Origin of the sequence: Burkholderia sp. MSMB1588, from assembly GCF_001546925.1 — a bacterium.
Classification (GTDB): domain Bacteria; phylum Pseudomonadota; class Gammaproteobacteria; order Burkholderiales; family Burkholderiaceae; genus Burkholderia; species Burkholderia humptydooensis.
This window is the reverse complement of sequence record NZ_LNJS01000004.1, coordinates 72049-93020: the sequence shown is the minus strand read 5'-3', so window position 1 is coordinate 93020 and position 20972 is coordinate 72049. Positions and strand designations below refer to the sequence as shown.

Annotated in this window: 15 protein-coding genes; all 15 read right to left on the bottom strand. The window is 59.6% G+C overall.

Features of this window, described 5'->3' with window-relative positions:
* Nucleotides 1–269: 269 nt before the first annotated feature.
* Nucleotides 270–848, bottom strand: coding sequence for a lysis system i-spanin subunit Rz (locus tag WS92_RS29875; RefSeq protein ID WP_331457896.1), 579 nt, complete (start codon nucleotides 846–848; stop codon nucleotides 270–272).
* A 247-nt stretch (nucleotides 849–1095) separates the two neighbouring features.
* Nucleotides 1096–1467, bottom strand: a complete 372-nt coding sequence (locus tag WS92_RS29870) for a hypothetical protein (protein WP_059928604.1) — start codon at nucleotides 1465–1467, stop codon at nucleotides 1096–1098.
* A 193-nt stretch (nucleotides 1468–1660) separates the two neighbouring features.
* Nucleotides 1661–1975, bottom strand: a complete 315-nt coding sequence (locus WS92_RS29865; RefSeq protein ID WP_059928601.1) for a hypothetical protein — start codon at nucleotides 1973–1975, stop codon at nucleotides 1661–1663.
* A gap of 75 nt (nucleotides 1976–2050) precedes the next feature.
* Nucleotides 2051–2689 carry a glycoside hydrolase family 19 protein gene (locus WS92_RS29860; RefSeq protein WP_059928598.1) on the bottom strand — a complete coding sequence of 213 codons (639 nt, stop codon included), beginning with the start codon at nucleotides 2687–2689 and terminating at the stop codon, nucleotides 2051–2053.
* 13 nt (nucleotides 2690–2702) lie between these two features.
* The gene (locus tag WS92_RS29855) at nucleotides 2703–3068 is read right to left on the bottom strand and encodes a phage holin family protein (RefSeq protein WP_141668126.1); all 366 of its coding nucleotides are present in this window, start codon (nucleotides 3066–3068) and stop codon (nucleotides 2703–2705) included.
* Nucleotides 3069–3076: 8 nt separating this feature from the next.
* Nucleotides 3077–3460: a putative holin gene (locus tag WS92_RS29850; protein WP_059928591.1), complete on the bottom strand. Its 384-nt coding sequence runs from the start codon at nucleotides 3458–3460 to the stop codon at nucleotides 3077–3079.
* Between the two features lie 127 nt (nucleotides 3461–3587).
* Nucleotides 3588–4469 (bottom strand): Pvc16 family protein, encoded by an 882-nt coding sequence (locus WS92_RS29845; RefSeq protein ID WP_171845262.1) that lies wholly within the window; start codon nucleotides 4467–4469, stop codon nucleotides 3588–3590.
* Nucleotides 4470–4552: 83 nt separating this feature from the next.
* A complete protein-coding gene (locus WS92_RS29840; RefSeq protein ID WP_082743478.1) occupies nucleotides 4553–6751 on the bottom strand; it encodes an ATP-binding protein in 2199 nt (732 codons plus the stop codon).
* Complete coding sequence (locus tag WS92_RS35385) at nucleotides 6748–8502, bottom strand: contractile injection system tape measure protein (RefSeq protein WP_141668125.1); 1755 nt, start codon at nucleotides 8500–8502, stop codon at nucleotides 6748–6750. Before WS92_RS35385 ends, WS92_RS29840 begins: the two co-directional genes overlap by 4 nt.
* Nucleotides 8503–8879: 377 nt before the next feature.
* Complete coding sequence (locus WS92_RS35380; RefSeq protein ID WP_141668124.1) at nucleotides 8880–10892, bottom strand: hypothetical protein; 2013 nt, start codon at nucleotides 10890–10892, stop codon at nucleotides 8880–8882.
* Nucleotides 10893–10966: 74 nt separating this feature from the next.
* On the bottom strand, nucleotides 10967–11542 hold the full coding sequence (locus tag WS92_RS29830; protein ID WP_141668123.1) for a hypothetical protein: 576 nt from the start codon (nucleotides 11540–11542) through the stop codon (nucleotides 10967–10969).
* Nucleotides 11543–11608: 66 nt separating this feature from the next.
* Entirely contained in the window at nucleotides 11609–14731 is a 3123-nt protein-coding gene (locus WS92_RS29825; RefSeq protein WP_059928577.1) for a hypothetical protein, read from the bottom strand.
* A gap of 402 nt (nucleotides 14732–15133) precedes the next feature.
* A complete protein-coding gene (locus tag WS92_RS29820; protein WP_059928575.1) occupies nucleotides 15134–19999 on the bottom strand; it encodes a hypothetical protein in 4866 nt (1621 codons plus the stop codon).
* A gap of 64 nt (nucleotides 20000–20063) precedes the next feature.
* The gene (locus tag WS92_RS29815; protein ID WP_059928572.1) at nucleotides 20064–20492 is read right to left on the bottom strand and encodes a hypothetical protein; all 429 of its coding nucleotides are present in this window, start codon (nucleotides 20490–20492) and stop codon (nucleotides 20064–20066) included.
* Entirely contained in the window at nucleotides 20477–20947 is a 471-nt protein-coding gene (locus tag WS92_RS29810; protein ID WP_171845261.1) for a GPW/gp25 family protein, read from the bottom strand. The genes WS92_RS29815 and WS92_RS29810 overlap by 16 nt, the downstream gene beginning before the upstream one ends.
* Nucleotides 20948–20972: the final 25 nt, after the last annotated feature.

Genomic DNA, 20972 nt, shown 5'->3' with positions numbered 1-20972 from the left:
AATATATTAGGAAGCGCAAATTGTGCGGTTGAATCCCGACTCGCAAATGCATGTCGCTTCTCTCTCTCTAGCAGCCACTGTACTCGCACACTAAGGTACAAACCTAGACATACCGAACGAAAGGCGGGCTCATCACACACGGTTTGCTTAATCGAATCTTGCTCCACCGCGATCCTCCCAACTTGGCATGCCAAGCCAAGCCATCAAGCCGCCTCGTGCCAGGCGCTTATCAGTCCCCTTGTGGATTCGGCCGCATAGCTTTGCGAAAATCACGGCGTCCGGCAAGCGGGCGTGTCCGGGCGAATCGCGCACACGTAACCTTGCAGCGCCGTCAGTTTGTCGATTTCGTACTGGTCCTCTCCGGTGACCCCGAAAACGCGTTGCGCAACCGCTGGGTCGAGCTCTCCGACGGCGGTGCCTCCATCGTCCACGCCGGCGGAGCCGGTAGGCTTGGGCAAACCGTTGCTACTGGTTGAACAATGGGCGACTGCGACCCGCACCCGTTCAGTGCCGCTTGCCAAAGCAGCGCGCAAACGGCGGTTCTCATCTTCATGCCGTTCAGACTCCTTAATCAGTTGTGTATTCAGAACTTCGACTCGTTGCGCCGCGGCGTCACGCTCTGACAATGCCTTCTGCTGCGCAGACAGCGCCTCATCCGAGATCGCCTTGATCTCTTGTGCGTGATGCTGGTTATCACGAGCATGCGCCGCCTGTTCCTGAGCGAGCCGACACTCTCCAATCGTCGTCGCGAGTCCGCCACCAAGGCACGCACCGATCGCTACAGCAATTAGGTATGGCCCAATACTTCTCAACGCCCCAAACATGGTTTCTCCCTCAATCAACTTCACCAAGGCAGCCAGCGACCTCCTTGCCTAGTTCTTGTCTATGATCAGTTCGCTACACAATATTGTGTACCATACAATTTATATAAGGAATCCTACTCGACATAGATTCATACCATGTCCTTAATCTGACGCTTCCACGATTTTCTGATCCTGAATACTTACAGCTCACATCTGACAGATTAGGTTTGCGGCATTGGCCGACAAGCCCATAACCTGGTGGTCAAGAAGCTCCGATTGCACCTCGCTCATGTCACCCGTCGGGATCCCGCACAAATACAGTCAGGCCCCGACGACGGCAAGCGCGGCGACTCACGCATGTGTAGGGCGGCACGATCACCGAGCTGGGCTTCACACCCCATCCAGAGAGCGCGCGGACCTTTGGCACTTGAACGGACACCGAGCCCGCGACCCCGACAAACTTGCCCAGCGATAGGTAACCGTTGCGGGCGACCGCTCGCCGGCCGTCAATTGCCTTCACGTTCGAAACTGCTAGAGCATCGCTGCCAATCTCTCTCGACTGCCTGCCGAAGCATATGCCGCGCCCGCACTTGATCAGATCATCCAGACTGGGCGCGCCCTTGATGTCCGATTCCACCGCTTGAATGCTGTTCGCTTCCTGCATACGCTTCGTAACGCTTATGATGTTCGTTTTGGAAAGTATTACTCGGGAAAGAGATATTTTCCTTCAATCGCCGCCGACATCTCTCACATCCTTCCCGTTTCCGCATACCCCAGATTTGACAATGAATCACGATTCTTAGCATTCGATGCGAAATTTGCAGACGCAGCGTTTCGCTGTCCTGTTGCGCTGGCATCTATGCCGACGTCGCTGCTTGTGGCCGCCGGGCTGCTTCATCGGTAAGACGCGAAACTGCTGTGTTCTTCCGATCGATCGCCTGCTGCAACTGCACCACACTGGACTGAAGTTGGCCGATCTGCTGACGATGGGCCTCGATTGTGTGTGCTTCGCTAGCCGCCTCGCGGCATGCTACGTTCCTCTGCATCGTGAATGTGCCAATCACCAAGACCAAGACGCCGCCTAATGCCAGGGTCGCGACCGCCTTCCAATAACGCACCAGGAACCCCGCACCGCCGCTCAATCTGCCCAGCAGGACTTGAATCGCCGTCATCGTATTTCCACTCACTTGTCACTCCCCAGCCTGCCCAAACCCGGCACATCCCTTATCAGTCTTCGTTCCACGCCCTTACACGCTCATCGCCTGCCGCGCCTGCGTCCAGCGTGCCTCACGCTGCAGTTCGGCTTCCATCGCCGGGCCGTTGATCAGCCTCGTCGTCCCGGCAAAGTTGCCGCGATCTGCATACCGGTTCAGATCGTGTGCATGCCAGAACCACCCCGCCGAACGCGCCGCATAGTCGTCCTGCTCGAGCCACTCGGGATGTAACAGTAAATCGACGCCCAGCGCCTGCCCGCACGCGCAGTAGTTGTCAGCAAACGTGATCTGCTTTAAACCCCGGCCGCGATAGCGCCAGCCATCCCCCGTCTCCGGCTCGCCATTACCCAACCTTCCGCCATACACCCGGTTGGCGATCGCCTGCTGACGCGCGAGCGGCACGTTGGGCTCGCCCGGCTGCCGTCCCAGCTGGGTCCGCTCGCCGCGCGATAAACGCGCGCCAAACACGGTCAGCCCATTGACTGAGTAATCGAACGACTCGACCAGGCGTGTAAAACCCGCCGACTCATGCCCGATTTGCGCAATGAACATCGCCTGTCGCGCGGGCGTCGAAATATCGAATTCACGCATGGCCGCGCTCACGGGCCCATACCAGCGCTCGGCCAATGCCGCGGACAATTGAGCGGCATGCGCAAACATTGTTTGATCCATGAAAGCGGCTCCGTCACGACGACTTGCGTGGATCCTGCGCCCCATGACGGGCTGCCCGGATTTGCTGCAACGCCCGAACGATAGCCGCAACGTCCCCACGGGCCGTCGCGACAAACACGAGCACCAGCATATTGACTGCCACATGGGTGGGCTCGACTGGCGTGAAGTACCATCCGGCCCACACGCGCACGGTCAGCACACCATAGGCAGCCGTCAGCACGAAGCGCACGGCCCGTTCGTATAGGGTCAACGGGCGTCCCAGCGGCGTCGCGGCGCTATTGGTGAACAACAAAATCAAAAAGATCGTCGTCGCCAGCACCCCATTGAGCCACAACAGCAGCAGATCCCAGACGCTGTATGCATTGAAGTAATCGATCAACCTATCCATCATTTTCCCTCGCCGTTCTGGTTGTCCCGCCCGCGCGCGCCTCCGATGAGACGCTGCACCGCCTGCGTGAGCAAGGCCGGCACGGATTTCTCCGACCAGTCCAACACCACGATGGCCAGGGTGACGACCGCCGCCGCTGACAAAAAGGCCGCCGGCCATTCGGACAAGCCCGCGTGTTCCTGTACTTCTGGCGTCACCGCGAACCCGCCCACCAGCGACACACCGAAATACAGCACCTTGCGCAGCAATGACGGTTCGTGGCTGCGTAACAGAAACACCAGCGCACCACACAACACCCCGCTCACCAACGTCAGATCCCACTGCGGCCACTCACGTCCACTCCATTCCGAGGCCGCTTGCCATAGCGCCGCATACTGCGTCATGCTCTCTCCCTTTCCCGTGAAGGTTGCACCCCACCTCTGTGACCGATCCTGATGAACTTCACTTACGACATCGGCCGAATCGATGCCCCCTCGTGTCAAACTCGTTGATTCAAATAAAGCGCTTCGGTCAGACTATTTGACAAATATTTACTCCATTACCGTCGATCAAAAAATTTTCCCACTTTTTGTAAAAAAACTCGTCACTGAGAATCTCCGATACCATACTTTTCAGCTGCATATCCAGCAGACCGGAAATACGAATGACCGGTCGCTCTTGTGGCTGCTCAGCGGTCCCGTAATCGCACACCACCTGCAAACGCGCCAATTGCGTTCGCACCGAAACCCAATCAATCTCGGTGTCTTTCGCACATTCGGCCATGACTTGCTTCACCACCTCACGCTTGAACTGCCACGCCGTGTCGTACTGCTCCCACGGTTCGGCTAGCTCCCCCAGTTCCGCGCTCAACACCGGGGGGAGCTTCTCATGCTGATCCAGCCCGACCTGGATCGGAATCGTCACCGTAAAATTCAGACACAGACGTGGTTTATCGCCCAGCGATTGCCAAAAATTTCCCAAGCTCGACAAGTGTTCCGATGGCGCGATGACGCGCACGAACGTCGACGGCAGCTCAGGCAACTGCATATTCAGCAGCGCATTGAGCGCGTCATTGACAACCCCGACCGGCTGTCCGTCGTACAGGACCGGTTTGCTTTGCGATTTTTCCCAATAAGTCAGCAGATAACAGCAGCGGACATGCACCAGCCGAGGTGTCAGTTGATTCATCGTCGCCTGGTAGTGGCGCGGCTGTCCATGCCGCATCTCTAGGTCTTCCTGAATATCATATAGAAACACACATATAGTTGGATCGCTTGGCAAGTTATCCTTATCAACCATATCAAATCGAATACCGATCGCGGCGTCGACATACCGCTTAAGCGCCTTCTCGATATTCTGATTCAGCGTGATCAGCGCCTTATCACTCGACGCCGTACCATTGCTCTTCGTCATGATCCCTGTCCTCATTGTTCTGACCGCACGTCAATCCGGCTATGTTTGCTCTAATGCCGCGCATCCCACCCACCTTGCCATCCTCACGTCGGCAAGGCCGGCATGATCCGCCCCGTCTTGCCGAGCTCGCGCCGCACCGCCCGCTCGATATCCGCGCGATTCACCGCCCGATTCTCTTCGGCCGCCAGCCAGCTCGCAAGCAGCGCCACATTCCGAATACCCGCCCCGGTGAGCTCCGTCACCGACGCCCATAGCGCTAAATCCACCGCATCGTCTACCGCGACCTGCGCCGGCCAGATCGCGCGCCACATCTTCTCGCGCAACACCGCATCCGGGGTGTCGAAGCGCGTGATGAACGTCAGCCGCCGTGTAAATGCGTCGTCCAGGTGCGCCCGGTTGTTCGTCGTGAGCACCACCAATCCCGGATACTGTTCAAGCCGCTGCAACAGATATGACACCTCGATGTTCGCGTGCCGGTCGTGTGCGTCCTTGACCTCCCTACGCTTACCGAACAGCGCATCTGCTTCGTCAAACAGCAGCACGCCGATGTCGGCCACGGCTAGGTCAAAAATCTTCGACAGATTCTTTTCTGTCTCGCCGATATACTTGTTCACGACCGTCGACAAATCCACCCGGATCAGATCCAGCCCCAGCTCCCCCGCGAGCACCTCCGCGGCCATCGACTTACCGGTGCCCGACTCGCCGTAGAACAATGCGCTGATCCCGGTCCCGTAACCGACCTTGCGGGCGAACCCGCGATCCAGCACCGCGTCCCGGTGCCGGATCGCCGCCAGGATCTCCCGTAACTGCTCACCTAAACTCGTGTTCACGATCAGCTCATCGAGCGTGCGGCGCGACTGCACGCGTTGCGCGAGCGGCCCAAAATGCTGCTGCCCACGCGCACGCAATGCCTGTTGCAAGTCGCGCTCCGTGAGTCCCGCAGTCGGGCTACGCAGCAGCCGGTAACCTTGCGCCTCCCGCCACGTCTGCGCCAACAGATCGGGATTCACGCGCGTACGCTTGAGCAGCCCCGCCCAGTCCCAGTCGCCATCCAGCGCAGGCTCGGCCACGCTTGCCTGTAGCAGTTGTGCGTCGTCCTCGTGCGCGCGCGGCGGCATCGTGATGCGCAGTTGCGGCAGCCCGGCAAACACGTCGCCCGCCTCCTCCTCGGACACGAGACAAACCACGGGCTGCCCATGGTCAGCGAGATGCGGTTCCAGCGCGTCCAGCAGCCGGCGGTGACGGGCGGCCCCGTCAGACAGCGCGCGCATCAGCAGCACGCCCCCATACAAGCGGGCCGCACGCAGCGCCGAGCGCAGCAGCGCCCAGGCATCGATTTCGTCTTGCGGGAGCAGGCGCAGATCCAATAGCAGCATCGGTCGTCCCGCCTCGCGTGCCAACTGCCCCATTAGTGCCTCGCGGCCATGCCCACCTTGCAGCAAGACGAGTGTCGGGGCACCGTGTGCGCTCTCCTCGAAACACACCCGTACGATATCGTTTGCGCACGACGCCCAGCCCCCTTCGCGCAATGTCACGTTCGGCGTCGCCTGCCACCACGTGGCCGCCTCCGCCAGCCCCGTCCCCAGCGTCTGGGCCGGCCCCCCGCTCAGATAGTGGAATACAGCTTCATCCAGACGGAGGTAATATGCATCACTGCGCGTCGAGCGCCGTCCGTTGCGCTCCGCTGAGTACACCAGCCCTGCGCGCAGGAGCGCACCAGTTTGGGAGCACAAGGCCTGACGGTTCGCGATCCGCTCCATCGGCGTCGCGCTAAACAGCGTCAACGCCAACTCGATGCCCGGCCAGCATGCACTCCCGTCGCCCTGCAGGTACGCGATCAGCGGTCCGTAACGCGGTTCAAACAGCGGCAACGCGCAAAGCACCAGCACCTGGGTTTCGAACGGCGTCAGCGCAAAACGCTCGATCACCTCAGCCAGCCGCCCGCGGGCAACCGGTCGCTGACACGCGTCGAGCCACGGCGCCGTCGCCGGGGTACGGCTCCAGTATGGCGTGCCGTGCAGCTGCGTGCGGGCCACGTCGGGTTCGGTCGCCGGTTGCAGCAGCCCCTGCATGTTGAAGCGATCCTCGGCGTGCTGTTGCTGCCACACCAGCATCCCTTGCAACACGTGGTCCGCGTATTCGAGCCATGGCCCGATCATGTCGAATTCGGACGCAGGCGTCGATGTCGGGTCGGGCGCTCGTCGGACGCGTCGAGGTTTCGTGCGCATCGTGCGCACCGTATCCGGGGTGCCACTAGACGATTCGGTCAGTTCGGTTTTCATGATATCCAGTTCACTCCAATCCGCGCCGACAGCCACGGCAGCATCACTTGCGTGAGTGGCCACGGCAGGCTGTGCAACAGCACATCGGTCGCGTCAGGTTCAATCGTCAGTGTCACGTGCTCGTCGTCCACCAGCGTCCCCGGCCTTTGCAAGAAAAACGCCCGCAAATCGGTGACGCTGCAGCGATTCAACGTCGGCAGCGCGGCGAACGTCTGGGTCAGCCACGCATCGAGCTCAGCCTGACGCTCGGGCGTGGGCGATTGCGGCTCGAAGGGTGCATCCCGCGGGATCCCGCACAGCAACCGCGTGAACGGCGTGCGCCATTCGGCCAACTCCAGATCTCCCCACGCGAGCCAGTCCAGACAGCCGTGCGCCTGCCAGCGGACCGCGTCCTCCACAAAACGACCGTTGTCGAGCCAGCCAAACGTGTCGAACAGTTTCGGCAACAGCGGCCATAGCAACACCAGGCCGGCATTGGAGACGATCCACGGTTCAGTCGGCTCGGCCACCGATGGCGAGGGTTGTGACGCTGGCGACGTGGGCAAACGGGGGGGTGTTTTCGGCACCTCGCTGCGCTTGACATGTAGCGTCGGAGGCGGTAGCGGCAGCCCAAGCACCGCGCGCAGCCGTTGACGCACCGGCGCCGAAAGGTTAGCCAGCCGCGGTATCATCTGACGGGTGCACGACGGCTCGAGCAGCCATTCTTGCAATTGCGTGCGCAGCGGCGCCGACAGGGGGGTACGCAGCAGCGTGTCGAGCCAGGTGTCGAGCGTGTGGTCGCCGGGCGACGATGCGGACGCTTCGTCCGGCTCGTGTTCCGCTTCGTTGGACGCCGCTCTCGTAACCGGTTGGGGTCGACCGAATTCGAGCGAAGCCCCGGGCCGGACAAGTGGCTCGGCCAGTCCAGCTGTGTCCGTGCCGGGCGGTTCTTCCGTCGACGCCATCGACGTCGCACGCGAGCGCGACACGGTCGACAATGCAGCTTCGTAATACGCTGCGGCCTCGGGGTGCTGTTGTAGCGCGATCAGAGCCGCCAGTGGCAGCAGTCGGGCATCTTCTCGTTGGGCTCGAATCGGCAGTCGCGTCGGGGCAATCAACCACCCAATCAACGTCGACACGCTCAAGCCGGACCGCGTCGACACGAGCCGCTGTCGGGCGCGTGGCTCCAACACGCGCAGCGCCAGTTCGACTTGCGGCGGCGCCGTTGTATCCGAAGCAGGTACGCACGCACTCGCCTCGAGTGCCGCCACCAGCCAGCGCTCGCGTGCTTCGCGCGTGGACCACGGCCGCGAATCACTCACATAGCCGGTATCCAGATAGCGCAGCAACTGTGCAAACGCATCCCGCGCGCGCGCGCCGGATGACGTGTGCATCGTTGCATCCCATCCGGCATTCGGCCGCATGTCGTTTGCATTCGCGTACAGGGCCTCCGGCCAGGTACCGTTTGTGTCGCTTACCCCATTTGCTCCGGCAACCCGCTGATAGCTCCGGAGTTGTTCTGCCAATGCCGTCATTACTCGTTCACTCATCTCCGTTTCAAAGCGCGATAGCGCGATTTCGCCCACGTCGAGCGTCAGGCGGTCGATCGACAATCCAGCCTCGTGCTCCTGCGCGCACGTCGTCAGCAGCGCCGCCAGTGGCGCGCGTCCATGTTCGTGGAACCACGTGCTGCAACGACGCTGCAGGGGCTCTGCCTCTCGCCCCGATGTGCGCAGATGAACGCGGATTTGTTCCACGCTGGCCTGTTTCACAATCGCCCCTTTACATCAAGGTATTCTTGACATGTGCCTCGAATCGGCACCGTTGAATTACTAATCTGAGCGACCAGCACGTCGGTTGCCCGACGTGTCGCGCCGCTCGTTGCATACGCTCATGCGGGCCATAGATCGCGCCGGTAAATTCTCGTCCCATTCTTCATTTACCCACCCCATGCACGCTTCGTTTAGCAATGCGCTAATCGACCACGTTTGCTGCTAGCTGTGCGGACGTCGACAGCGGGACAAGGTCAAAATAGGACCAATCCCACCGATCGGGCGCCAACCGTAACGATGTTCACTCAGATGTTGCCTCTGATCGAGCCCCTCCCATCCATTCTCCACTCCAATTACACCTCAACCATCTCACCCCATCAATTCATGTTTTTGATCTCAGTAAGAACATTACCAAGTCTTTCCGTAGTTTCGTAGTAGCCAGTAGTCCCTTTCGTGAACTCTCTTGTCTCAGTTGAAAAAACCCCGACAGTCCATTTCTGAGGGTGGGAGCCACCTTCATTCCACTGGATATCATGATTACGATCATTAAGCATTTTTTTAATATCAGCAAGAACCGCTGCCCGACCGTCCTTAACACCATCGCCACGCGCTTTATCATACTGTTCATTAGTGTAATTATGGTCGATCTTAAATTTATCAAATTCATTTTTTAGATCGTTATATTCTTCATCAGAATGCGTGTGCCCACTCGAACCAGCTTTGTATGCATCGACAAGCGCCGAGGCGATAGTTTTCTGTGTGTTGCTCCATTTGCTATCGGGATTACTCCACTTTGCGTATCCAACTTCAACAAGTTTGCTGACCATTGCCTTCACCGCCGAAGCGATCGACTGCTGAGCATCCTCTCCCGTATGGGCACTCGTGAAGTAATCGAGAGCCCCTTTCTCCTGCGTCTCACCGCGCAGCGCGGCTAGCGCTTTTTTTCCTGCCTCATCGTACCAATCGTACGCATGCTTACCTAGCTTCTGCCTCCATTCGCGGCCGTAATCACTTCCATCGTACGCCTTCTTTTCTATATTCGTCTTGACAATTCCATCGGTGCTAGCGATAGTCTGCACCAGCGCATCACTCAAGTTATTCTTAACATATTCTGATTTTACAAGATCACCCCATTTAAACTCATCGATATCTACACCTGATACGTCAAGCACTCCTCTGTCAACGTTATACGCTGGACAAGGATCGATCGTCGGAGTATAGTGCCAAGCACCTACATCTCGACCCCAGTCCCCATTAAAGTCCCATCCCCCCACCACCGCCATCACTCGCTCATCAGTTTTGTCGGCTTTACCCGCCACAACCATTACGGCTTGCTGCGTATAGTGCTCGCCGCGTTCATCGGGGAATCCTTTTTCGCTTACAATACCGACGACCGCATAGATGCCTGAATCAATATTTTGAATATTCTGATCCTGAACCGATTCAACCCAAGCGGCCCTACCATCAGCACCGACACATGCCATCTTAAGCTGTTTTTTCGTATACGGCGCCCCGCCACGGGCATATAGATTTAAATATACATCGAATCCAGAAAGCGAGATAACACTATTCTTTACAAATTTATTCTCGTTGTTTTTTTTAAATTCCTTCAACAACGCCGCCAACTGCCGCATGGCCTGCTGCAGGTTCCAACCTTCGGCATAGGCGACATTGAGTTTCTCGGAGATCTGATACTCTATGCTTTTATGATCTTGCGCCTTTTCATCGACATCTTTCTTGAAACCGTGCGACGTATTTTTATCAGCCGCGTCTAGCGCTTTGATTGACACATTCTTGAGAAAATCCCCGATCGCTTTGATCCCATCCGCATTGATCGCAAGTCCACCGTCTTTTTTCTCAATAAAATTTCCCTCAGCCGGGTCGACCTTCACCACCAGTGCACCGCTTTCGTTAAAATCCAATCCGGATTTCGTGGAAGCAATATCGACGCTCAATTTATTGTTCGCCACCGACAGCCCACTCTTGTCCGCCCGTGCAATCGTCAGGCCGCTACTACCGACCGTCACCCCCGGGCCAGTTTTCACATGTAGGCCGCCCGTGGTATCCAGTCCACTGGTGTCCGTCTTGAGTTTCACGGCCAATGCCTTCGACGTCTCATCGACCTTCACCGTGGCGTTGTCCACTTTCACGGCCACGCCATCTGCATTGACCTGAATCCCGGTACCTTCCTTCACGGCCAGCTTGCTGTCTGCGTCGAGCGTCAAACCGTTTCCTGGTTTCGGCTCAGTAGCATTATTTTGATCGGCCCCAAGCGCCCGACTCCCAACCGCCGCCAGACTGATCAGATTTTGGTAGTCGTCCTCGCTCGGTGTGGCGCCAGCGTTAAATTTATTCCTCAAATCCGCTACATTGATAGTTTCGTAAGCCATAATGGCTCTCCTCGTCCAAAATTTTCTGTTTGGCCGAACGGACAAGCGCTCTTGATTGACTCAATCAACCTGATTCAGGATGATTTCAAAATATTGTCCAGATCAACCGTCAGATTTCCTTTGTCGTCGATTTTCAGACCACCGTTCTCAGCGCATTTCACGTAAGCCACTCCCGTCTCGGGGTTCAGCGCGACGCTCTTGCCATCCGCATTCAGACTCACGGTGTTACCCACCCACTTCAGCCCCTTGTCAATGTTCAATGACACCACGTCCTTTACTATCAGCGGCTGGACGGCTTGAACGGCAACACCGGGACCTTCAGCGGTTACGCCCTTGTCTGTGCCAACCTCGACACATACCTGTCCTTGAGGGCCACGCTTCAACCCGCCTCCCTTTACCTCGACCATCACGCCGTCCCTCGATGCGGAAAGCCCCCCTTTTTCAGCGGTCTTGACTACCAAGGCGGTGATTTTGTCCACGGCGACCACACCAGCACTCTTTGACGGATCCCCCCCCGCCAGCCCGTTACCTGGCTGAAACGAAAGAGCGGCCACATCAATCAAATCCGCGAAGTCCTGATCGCTGGGCACATGCCACTCATCAAAGTGCTTCCTCAGCTCGCTCATCACCACGGACTTATTTTCTTTCACGATATGGACTCCTATTGATCTGAATGTCTCGACATTCAAATTTAGATATATTCTGAATTTAGCTCATCAGATAACGTTTTCTAAATTCGCTTTCTGCTCAACGTAGATGACAGCTGTGTTTTGAAGGTAACTACGGCGCTCGGGCAAGATCTTTATGCCTTTCACATAGTCCGTATATGCCTTGCTCTCATCCTGGGTCGCGACACGAACAAAACCAATGCCGGAGCGCTGGTCGACCGGGCGTTCGCCAATCCCCAACAGACGCAATAGTTCGTACGATTGGTCGCCCACTGGACGGCCGTCGTTTTGCCATATCCGGTACTTGGTTGCAAAGTTGCCGAAGTCGTTCAGCCAATGAATCTGCAAATTCAAATGACTCGGCATTTCCTCACGCACGATCTGCTCGATCCACCGGCTCAGCTCGGCCGGGTTCTCACTACCTTCCAACCAGGCCCGGTTCAGTACAACGCTCAGCGTGAACGAAAAACTTTCAGTTCCATAGGGCACGGACCATGCATAGAGATATTTGGGATTAGTGGTCGTCAACGACCAATTGGCGTTCGTCCGTTTTGTCGTTGTCAAATTGACGGGATCGACCCGCAGCGGGTCTGTAGTTCTTTGCTCAACTTCCAAATCCGCGATCCATTTCACCGTTACGGTTCCTTGAATCGGATTCGCAGCCACGACCTCGACCACAACATCCTTTAATGAGGCCGAGGCTTGCAAGTCAGCCGTTGTCCAAACACTCTGCCAGCGTACCTTGGGCCGTAATGCAAAGCGCTGCCCCGCCGTAAATTCGACAGGAAATGAAGGGATCACACGTAGCTCTACCTGAGGATCTGTATCGCGATGCGCCTTATCACTGTAGTCCAGCTCGTACACGACCCGCTTCAGCCAGGTTTGTGCGAGCCGCCAATGCCAAATATAGTGTGCAGTGTCCTGCAGAATTTTGATACTGCGCTTCAGTCTGACGTGGTCGCTCAAATTGATGTGAACGGAAACGGCGTCGTTATTCAGACAAATATCTACCTTGTGAATCACGATAGCCGTAATCGGCTCGATGAATTTCTTCGTGTCACCCAGATCTTGTGCCTGCAATTCAATCAACTGCCCTGGCTGAAGCTTCTGACTCCCAGCATTATCCAAAACGAGTGTCAAATCTTTCTCATCTGTAGAGATAGATACCAATTTGACGGTTTGGTTTTTCGGCCAATCTGCACCTGCGTGTATCAGCCCAGGCGCTGGCGCGCCGGGAAGCAGTTCCTGATGCTCAATCACATAAAACGGAAGCGCCTCTTGCGGAAAGCGAGCGTTCTTCTGTTGCAGGATTTCATCAAACAACATGCTGCCGACACCGAGTCGCGCGGCAATCTTGCGTTGCAGGGCCGACACCTTGCTGATGCTGATCGCCGCACGGTCATACGCCAGGCGCGTCACTTGACGCAGGAAACCCTGTTGGACAAGACGAAACTCCACAGCTGAAGTGGCTTGCTCAGGCTTTTTTTCCTCCAGGGTCCGCAGTGCGCGCCGCTCCCCGAAATACCCGAGCAGGTAATCGAGAATTGCCAGTTCTTTTTCATTGTCCTGTGACTGATGAATGCTTTCGAAATCCAGCGCAGTCAACAAGTCCAAGCCGAACACTTGCTGAGATTGCTCTGTCGCGAGCGGGTCCTCTTCCCTTTTTGGCCAATGGGCTGCGCCCCATACGCCTGCGTTGGGATCCCGTCCGTCGAACGCCAACAGCCTCGGAAGTTTCTCCAACTGATCCGCACTATTGGCCAGCAGTTGTTCAACCGGTCTCAGGAACTGTAGCAAGCGGCGCGCGGCCTCGTCTTTGCCCGGTGCAAAAACCTCTGCGGCCTGTTGCAAGCCATAGACGGGCGGCAAACTCGCCCCCACCGTTCGATAGAACCCTGGATTCCGGTATCTGCCGTACGGGAGCTGCCGCAGGCTGTCTTGCTCGGCCTTTTGTGCATCCTTGCGCAACTGTTCAAACGCCCCCCCGAGGCCAATTCCCCAATCGGGGTTCACCTTTTGGCCACGCTTATAGATCGAAATATGTTGGCCGGGTTGATCCAGTTTCCCGTCCGCACTGACCCACATCTGTACCTGCTGATTGGCGGGAATTTGAATCGGTGTTTGTTTCGCACCAGCCCATTGGACGGCCTTCATTCCCGGCACCACCCCCACTACGGCAGCCGACAGCGTTTGCAGCGAGACGGTATATAAACCGAGCTGGCCATCGACCACCGGACGCCGGGGTGGCAGCTGCGTGATCCAGCCGTGCTCGAGTTTGGGACCGGCATACACCTGTTCGGCCGGCTCACCTTGCGCCAGGCGATCAGCCGCGGATTGCCGCAGCGGCGCGGGAAGCAGCGCCTGGTTGATCGCCCAAATCGCGCGGGCGATCGCTTGATTCATTTGATCGCCCACCGGCAGGTCATCGTCGATCACAAACTGGACAGCCGGTTGCTGCAGCACCACTGCGACAAACGGCTCGGGCACAATCTCCCACTCGCACAGATTGCGATGATCTTTCAGATAGTTCTGAAGTGCGGTCTGTGCAGCCGGCGCGGGCACGCCGGGCGTGAGGGTCACCCACAGCCGATAACGGCCGGAGACGCGATAGCGGGCCGCCTCAGGCGTCGCGTCCGACAAAAACTGGAACGCGTACTGATTCGGGTCGTAGGTGTAGCCATAGCTGTCGCCCGGTGCAACTGGCGCGATCTGCACGTCACGAAAACAAAACGTGTCAATTTTATTCTGGTCCTCCTGCGCCACCGGCACGGTCAAATCCAGAATCGCCCGTCGGTAATCATCAAGCGTCACCGGGCTACTGGTCAGCGACTGTTCCGGACCAAACTCATGCGCAAAAATCCCGTCATCGTGCTTCAGATGGATGAGCGGTGACTCTTCCTCCGCTTGTGGATTCGGCGGCGGCGTCTGCTCGGTCAGCAGGTCCGTCAGCGGCAACGTGTGCCGATAGCTGACGTCCGACACGCCATAGCTGAACGCCTGCAGCAACGTTACACCGGGATCGGCGTCATCGCGCGCGCTCCAGCGTTGTCCCGCATAGACTTCCAGTGCGTCCTGCGCAGTCGACCACAGCGTGTCGAAGTGAATCTGCTCCAGGACCGTTTCGGTCACCGCGTTCGCGGTGGTCCGTGCCCGCATCTTGGTATCAGCCATGGCTTTCGTTCTCCCGAGTCCTCGGTGGCACGCGAAGCCACCCTGGGCGCGTCACGCGGATCGCCCGTCGTTTGTTGTGTACCATTGATCGCCACCTGAGCCGTCGCCCTCTGGCCTGTCGCATCGGACACACGCCCCGAGCGGCGCCAGGAGGGAGCACGCTGTGATCGACGAGCGACTGGCACGCGAATACGTCGCCCATCTCTGCAGCGACATAGATGCCGTGATGGACGTGCGGCCCGCGACCGCGACGCGTCGCGGCACTCGGCCGATGAAACGCCGTGTGAGCACGCCACATCTGACGGCCGGTTCCCCATCGTGTCGCCTTGCGCCGACGCAAAGCCACGATCAGGCAATCGCCGGCTTTTACCCAACCGTAGGTGCGAATGTCTGGGTGCCAGTTCACGATTCCACCTTCAGGATTTCAGGAGCGCCGTAACTCAATGTATCGAGCATAAGTGTCAATGCGCCACTCGGATTTTGGCTGACCGCGACACTCGCACCGAACTGCGTGACCATATCGTCGCACTTGACGCCAATCCGATCACTGTCAGTGGAAGTGGGCGAACGTTCGGTCTTGATCTGCATGTCATACAGCGCCCATTTGCCAGATACACGGGCCGGCACAGTGAACGTGATGTCGTTGGTAAATTTGATCGTGCCAATCGCCGAATCCCTCGCGAAACCGAGTTTCAGGTCAGGATCAGGATCCGCCCACCACAAATGAATCGTGTCGTTATGCCCCCGCAACGACGTCAGGGTGTCGGATCCGAGCACCACAAGTCCACTCCCTGACGTGCCCTCTGCAGTAGCACGCTTCGCAGCGTCTCGCGTCACCGGATCCTTATCCTTTCGCGACAAGGCCGGCAACGGATCGGACGCCGGGTCGGACCGCAAGAGGTACCGCGTCACCGCACATGTCACGCTACCGGGTAAACTCCCCGTGATCGAGATGGGGGCCCCTTTCTCGCATTTCCATGTCACGGGTTGGAACTGAAGCGTCGGCACCATACCCAATTCTGTTTGCAATTGCCCTACCTGCGCCCCCCATGCGCTCGCGTCTACGATCGTCACCGCGCACGTCGCGGACACAATACCCACCGCTTTACCAATCTTCGTCTTGTCTGCTTTTGCGTCCTGATCCGTCTTCAACCGTAGCGCATACACGGCCAGCTGTCGCGGCACGCGCACATCCGGCGTAAAGCTGACTGCACTGCCCAACTTCGCCTGCCCGATCGACGAGCCCACATCCACTCCGTAGACCTGGTTCGGCTGCGGATCGACGTACCACAACACGACTTCGTCCTGGCACTTGTCAGCACCACCCACCACCCCGTGCGGCGTCGCTATGCCCGCGATCGGATGCAACCCGGCATCCTTCACCTCGCATGCTGTTTTGTCCTTCAAAACTCCAGCCCTCATCGCACCCGGCACCGCAAACTTCAGCACGCTCTCGAGCCACTGCGTATCCTTCATGCCATACACATACTTCTCGAGCGTCGCGCTCCACTTGTCCGGTGCGCTTACCGATTGCTGACTCTCCAACGTTACACGCCACCGCGCCTTATCCAACCAAAGCGCCGCCGTCGACGCCAACCGTACGTTCACCGTCACGCACGCGTCCACCACGGCCGACTGCAACGTCACATCCGGTACCTTGTCGACCTTCAGCCCCACCGCTACGCCCAGCCGGTGTACGCCACTTGTCCCCGCGCTTGCGCCCACATCGAAGTACTGGATCCTCATATCCGACTGATCAATTGACGGCGCCGCACCACGTGGCTCCGCATAACAGGCCGAATCCCATTGAACCGGCGCCTGACTCGGCTTCGCCCACAGACCGGCACCACTCGGCGCATCACCCGGCAAGCGCTGTCCGGTCTCGAGATCGATCAGATATACGTCCGCATCCGCCGTATCGATCGGCGCTGCCCCCAGACCGACGACCTGTTTGGGCAGCGTTACCTGCACCGTCGCGCGCTCCCGGCCATCTCCGACCATCGTCAGTTGCCCAAACATCAGTCCGCGAGTACCCGCCTGAGGACACAACCACGCTACCGACACACCTGTGTATTCCAGCGGTGTGCACGTCACGACCGGCACCTGATTCGGTGCGATCGACATCCCCGGCACGCCACCGGTGGCATGCGCGTCGGATACACCATTCAGATACACTGCATTCACATTTGCGACTTCCGCCACCGTTCGCAATACCGTGCGCACGCGCTCATGCGTCACCGCCTGGCCGATCGCCTGCACCGTGCCGTCGTCCGAGGCATCCGCCCACGGGACCAACGCAGCATCCAGTGCCGCCTCCGCTTTTGCATAACCGATTGCGCGACTCACCCCCACGGTATAGCCCGCGTCCCAGCTCACGTTCATCGGCACATACGCCGGATTCACGCATGCGAGCGTCAGCCACGGCGAGGTGCGGGCCTTCAGCCACGTCACCAGATCCGCCAGGTGCGATGCGCTCAATCCCGGGCGCCGCACGTCGGCGCTATCGCTCAGACTCGGCCCCGGCATCACCACGATCGTTTGCTTGAGCGCCCCTTTCTCGTCGCGCTCGGGCGGCAGCACCGTCAGCTCGCGCAGCCCCGGATACTGCTCGTGAAGCAAGGTCGTCAGGTCGATATTGTTCAAGCCACGCTCGCGGTGTCGCAGGCGTCGCGCCACGCGTGCCTCGAACACCGCGCGCGTGTCCGCCGCCCGCCCCCCCGACGACGGCCACGGTTGTTCGACTTGCTGCACCGTCTCCGGTGCACCCAGCGCCTGCGTCACGCGCAGGGCCGGCAACCCACCCTCGAAATGATCCGACTGCACCGTCTCGGGCGCCACCAGGGTGGCCGTCACCGTATTGGTCGCTAGTCCCGTCAACCACGGCGTCGTCGCCAAGGCCATCTGGTCTGCGTCGCGCAGCCCCAGCTGGCGCACCCGACCTCGCAACCACATCCGGCCCGCCGGCAGGCTCGTGGCCGTACGGCTCGCATCACCCGGCCAATCGACCGACCAGCCACCACTCGTGTGCCATCCCTGTGTCTGGTCGATTACCGGCAAGCGCGTCCACCGTTCGCCGGGTGTCAGGTACTGCCATTCCAGTGGCATCGCTGCCGGGCTGATGAGTTGCCAGTGCATGCTCAACAATTGTTCGGCCTCGATGCCGTCCAGACCCAGATACAGTTCCGCTTCGGCCGGCGCCTGCGTCGCCGCGTCGTCTTGCGCGGCGTAACCGAACGGCGTGATCACCTGTTGGCTCACCTGGGTGTCGCAGGCCTTGTAATCGACCTGCAGCCCGGTCCATTGCGGCACATACGGTGTCTGCCACTGCGCCTTGGGCAGCGTCACCGGCACCGGCGTGACGATGGTGAGTATTTCCTCCTTCATCGCCGGCAGAAAAATTTCTTTACCGTCCAGCCCCTTTTGACCAGAGTCGACCATTTTGTAGACCTTGCACTGGTCTTTCGTGGTGATCGTGTCCGGCACCAGCTGCTTGCTCGTCTGCTCGGTCAGCAACGTCACGGCCTGTGACGGCGCCTGCTGATGCGCGACGTATGCCGCTTGCAAGAACGACTGACTCAATGCCACCCGCACCCGCCACGGCCACTTGGCCGGATCGTCATCGTCCGGCGTCGGCGCATCGATCGCGGCCGCCGGGACCGACGACAGCGGTACGCTCAACAATTTCCCAACCGGTACTCTTTCCGCGTCATCATTAAACAACGCTTGCACGCCTCCCAGAGGCTGAGGCTTCCCCGTCTGTTGAACCAGCGTGGCCTGCACCGTGAAGGCATTGTTGTTCGTCGGCTTGCCCGGGTAGCCCTGATCGGCGCTAATCAGTGCGCTCACATCTTGCACACTCTGATTCGTTACCCGGTGTGCAAGGGTGTTTGCAGGCCATTCAGTTAGCTCATCCAGCGCCTTGCCGTTCTTGAGATCGACATTCAGATCCTGATCCAGCTTCAGCCAATTCTTGTCGCTTTGTTGCTTGTCCGGCCCGTACCACTGCGGGAACGAGACCGGCGGCAATCCCGCCCACGTCGGCGTCACCGTCACCTGCTGCAGCTTCGGCCCCAGCCGCCACCATTCCGCCGAGATCAGGCTCAGCCCGCTACCAGTCTGCGCCGTCTCGCCAAACGGCAAGCCGCCCCCGCTCAGGGTCGTGCCGTCATCCGTCGCACAATGCACGCCCACCGCGCCGGCCACCGTCAACTCCAGTTTTGTGATTGCCGGCACCGGCTCGCCCGTCTCGTCCGTCACGCGCAGCAAGGGCGTCGCCGAGCTCAAACCGTCCAGCGCGGTCACCGCGCTCGGCACCGGACCGTCGGCTGCCAGCTTGATCGTCCATGTCGTCCCGTCGTTCTTTGTACAGTCGAGCGCAACCCACGCATCGGCCACGCTGAGCGCCATGCGCAGCGGCCCCACCGGCTCACTGTCGAACGTCACGATCCACTGCCGATCGCCCCCAGCGGCCGCCAGTACTGGCGAGCCAACAATCCGCCCGCTCGCCACCGCCCGGTCCGCGTCCGAGCGCGGCGCCTCACCTGCCTTGGCCGGCGATGCCTCGAACAAGCGCACGCCAGGGGCCGGCCACGGTTGCCCGGCCGCCTCATCCAGCACCACGCGCGCGCGACGCCCGCCCGGCACGCACGGATCGCGCACCACCCAGCGCAAGTCCGTCAACCGGGCCGCATTCGCCGCCAACGGTTGGTCCAGTGCATACAGCAGGGGCGTGCCCGCGCTGTCCTGACCCGCATCCAGTTGCAAGCCGGCCGGCAGCACCTGCTCGCGCACGCCATCGACCAGCACAAAGCGCACCGTGACCCGGTCCGCCTGTGCGCTACGCGGCGACACTGCGAGCATCTGTCGGTAATACAGATCGCGATACCGAGCGGGCAGTTGATTCAGCAGCGCCTGCGGCGTTTCCAGCAAACCCAGCAGCGTCAGCAGAAACGCGCGCTCCGGCGGCATGCTTCCGTCCGCGCGCTCCGGCGCGTCATACCACGCAACCAGTCGCTCGCGCACGTACGGCCAGCTCAGATCGGCTGCCGACTGAATCCTCGTGTGGTCCTGCGATTGCGGATCCCATGCACCCGCCTCAAACCCCAGCAGCACCTGTGCCCAGTTGGTGACCATCGGTGGCCACGGGCCGCCTCCATCGAACTTGTCATACGGCAAGCTCCGGCTATAGGCCCGAAACATATCCAGCCGCGTCCCGATCGTTCGGTCGTCCAGCACGAACGCCGCCGTTTCCTTGTTTGCCACCGTCATGGCTGCTGTCCTCTTCGCTTCGCGTGTTATCGTCGTCCTGCTTCCCGGCTCGCTTCCCGGCGCATCAGGCGGCCTTCACCTTCACCTGCGTCACCACGAACCGCCCCTTGCCCGGCGTCGGCACACCGACTGTTGGGTCCGGCGCCCCCGAGGAGGGATCCGTCGCCGGCGCCGTCGGGATGAACATCGCCTGACATCCTCCCCCCTTGAGCAGCACCGGCGGCCCACTTAGCACCTTCTTGGCCACCTGGTCCGGTCCCGCCATCACCAACTGAACCATTCCGACACCCGGTATCGTAAAGTTGCCCGCTGTGTACGGCACCCCGGGCACCACCACCTTCGCAAGGTCAGTAATCACACAACCGGGCTTGCCCATCACCATGAACCGCCCCGTGCCAGCCAACACCGCCTGCGCCGGCGCCAACAAAGTCCGATTTCCGAACGTCGGCTCGAAGATCACCAAGTCGCCCGTCGCCACTACAAGGTCGCCCATGAGTCCCAGCCTCCGCCCGCGCCGTCCAGTAGGTTCAACGTCCCCGACACCTGCTGCGTCTGCCCCGCCAATCGATACGTCACCGTGATTCGCAAGCTCCCCGCCTGCTGCGGGTCTTCCTGCATGTCGATGGTCACCCCTTCGGCGCGCGGTTCATAGCGCGCCACGCTTTCCGAGATCCGGCTGTGCAATGACGCCAGCGTCCCCTCCGACACGTTCTCGAACACCATCGATTGCATGTCACAGCCATAGCTCGCGCGCATGATCCGCTCGCCCGGCTGCGTCTGGAACAGTATCCCCAGACTCTGCGCGACGTTATCTGCGCCCGTCGACATCACCACCGCGCTACGTTCGTTAATATCCTGGTCGGTGCTCGGGCCCTGCAGATCGAACGTCAGCGGAAACTTCCAGCCCGCGCCGTACACTCTTGTCAGTTCGTTATCCTGATTGCTCATCATCTACTCCTTCGCATCCGCATCC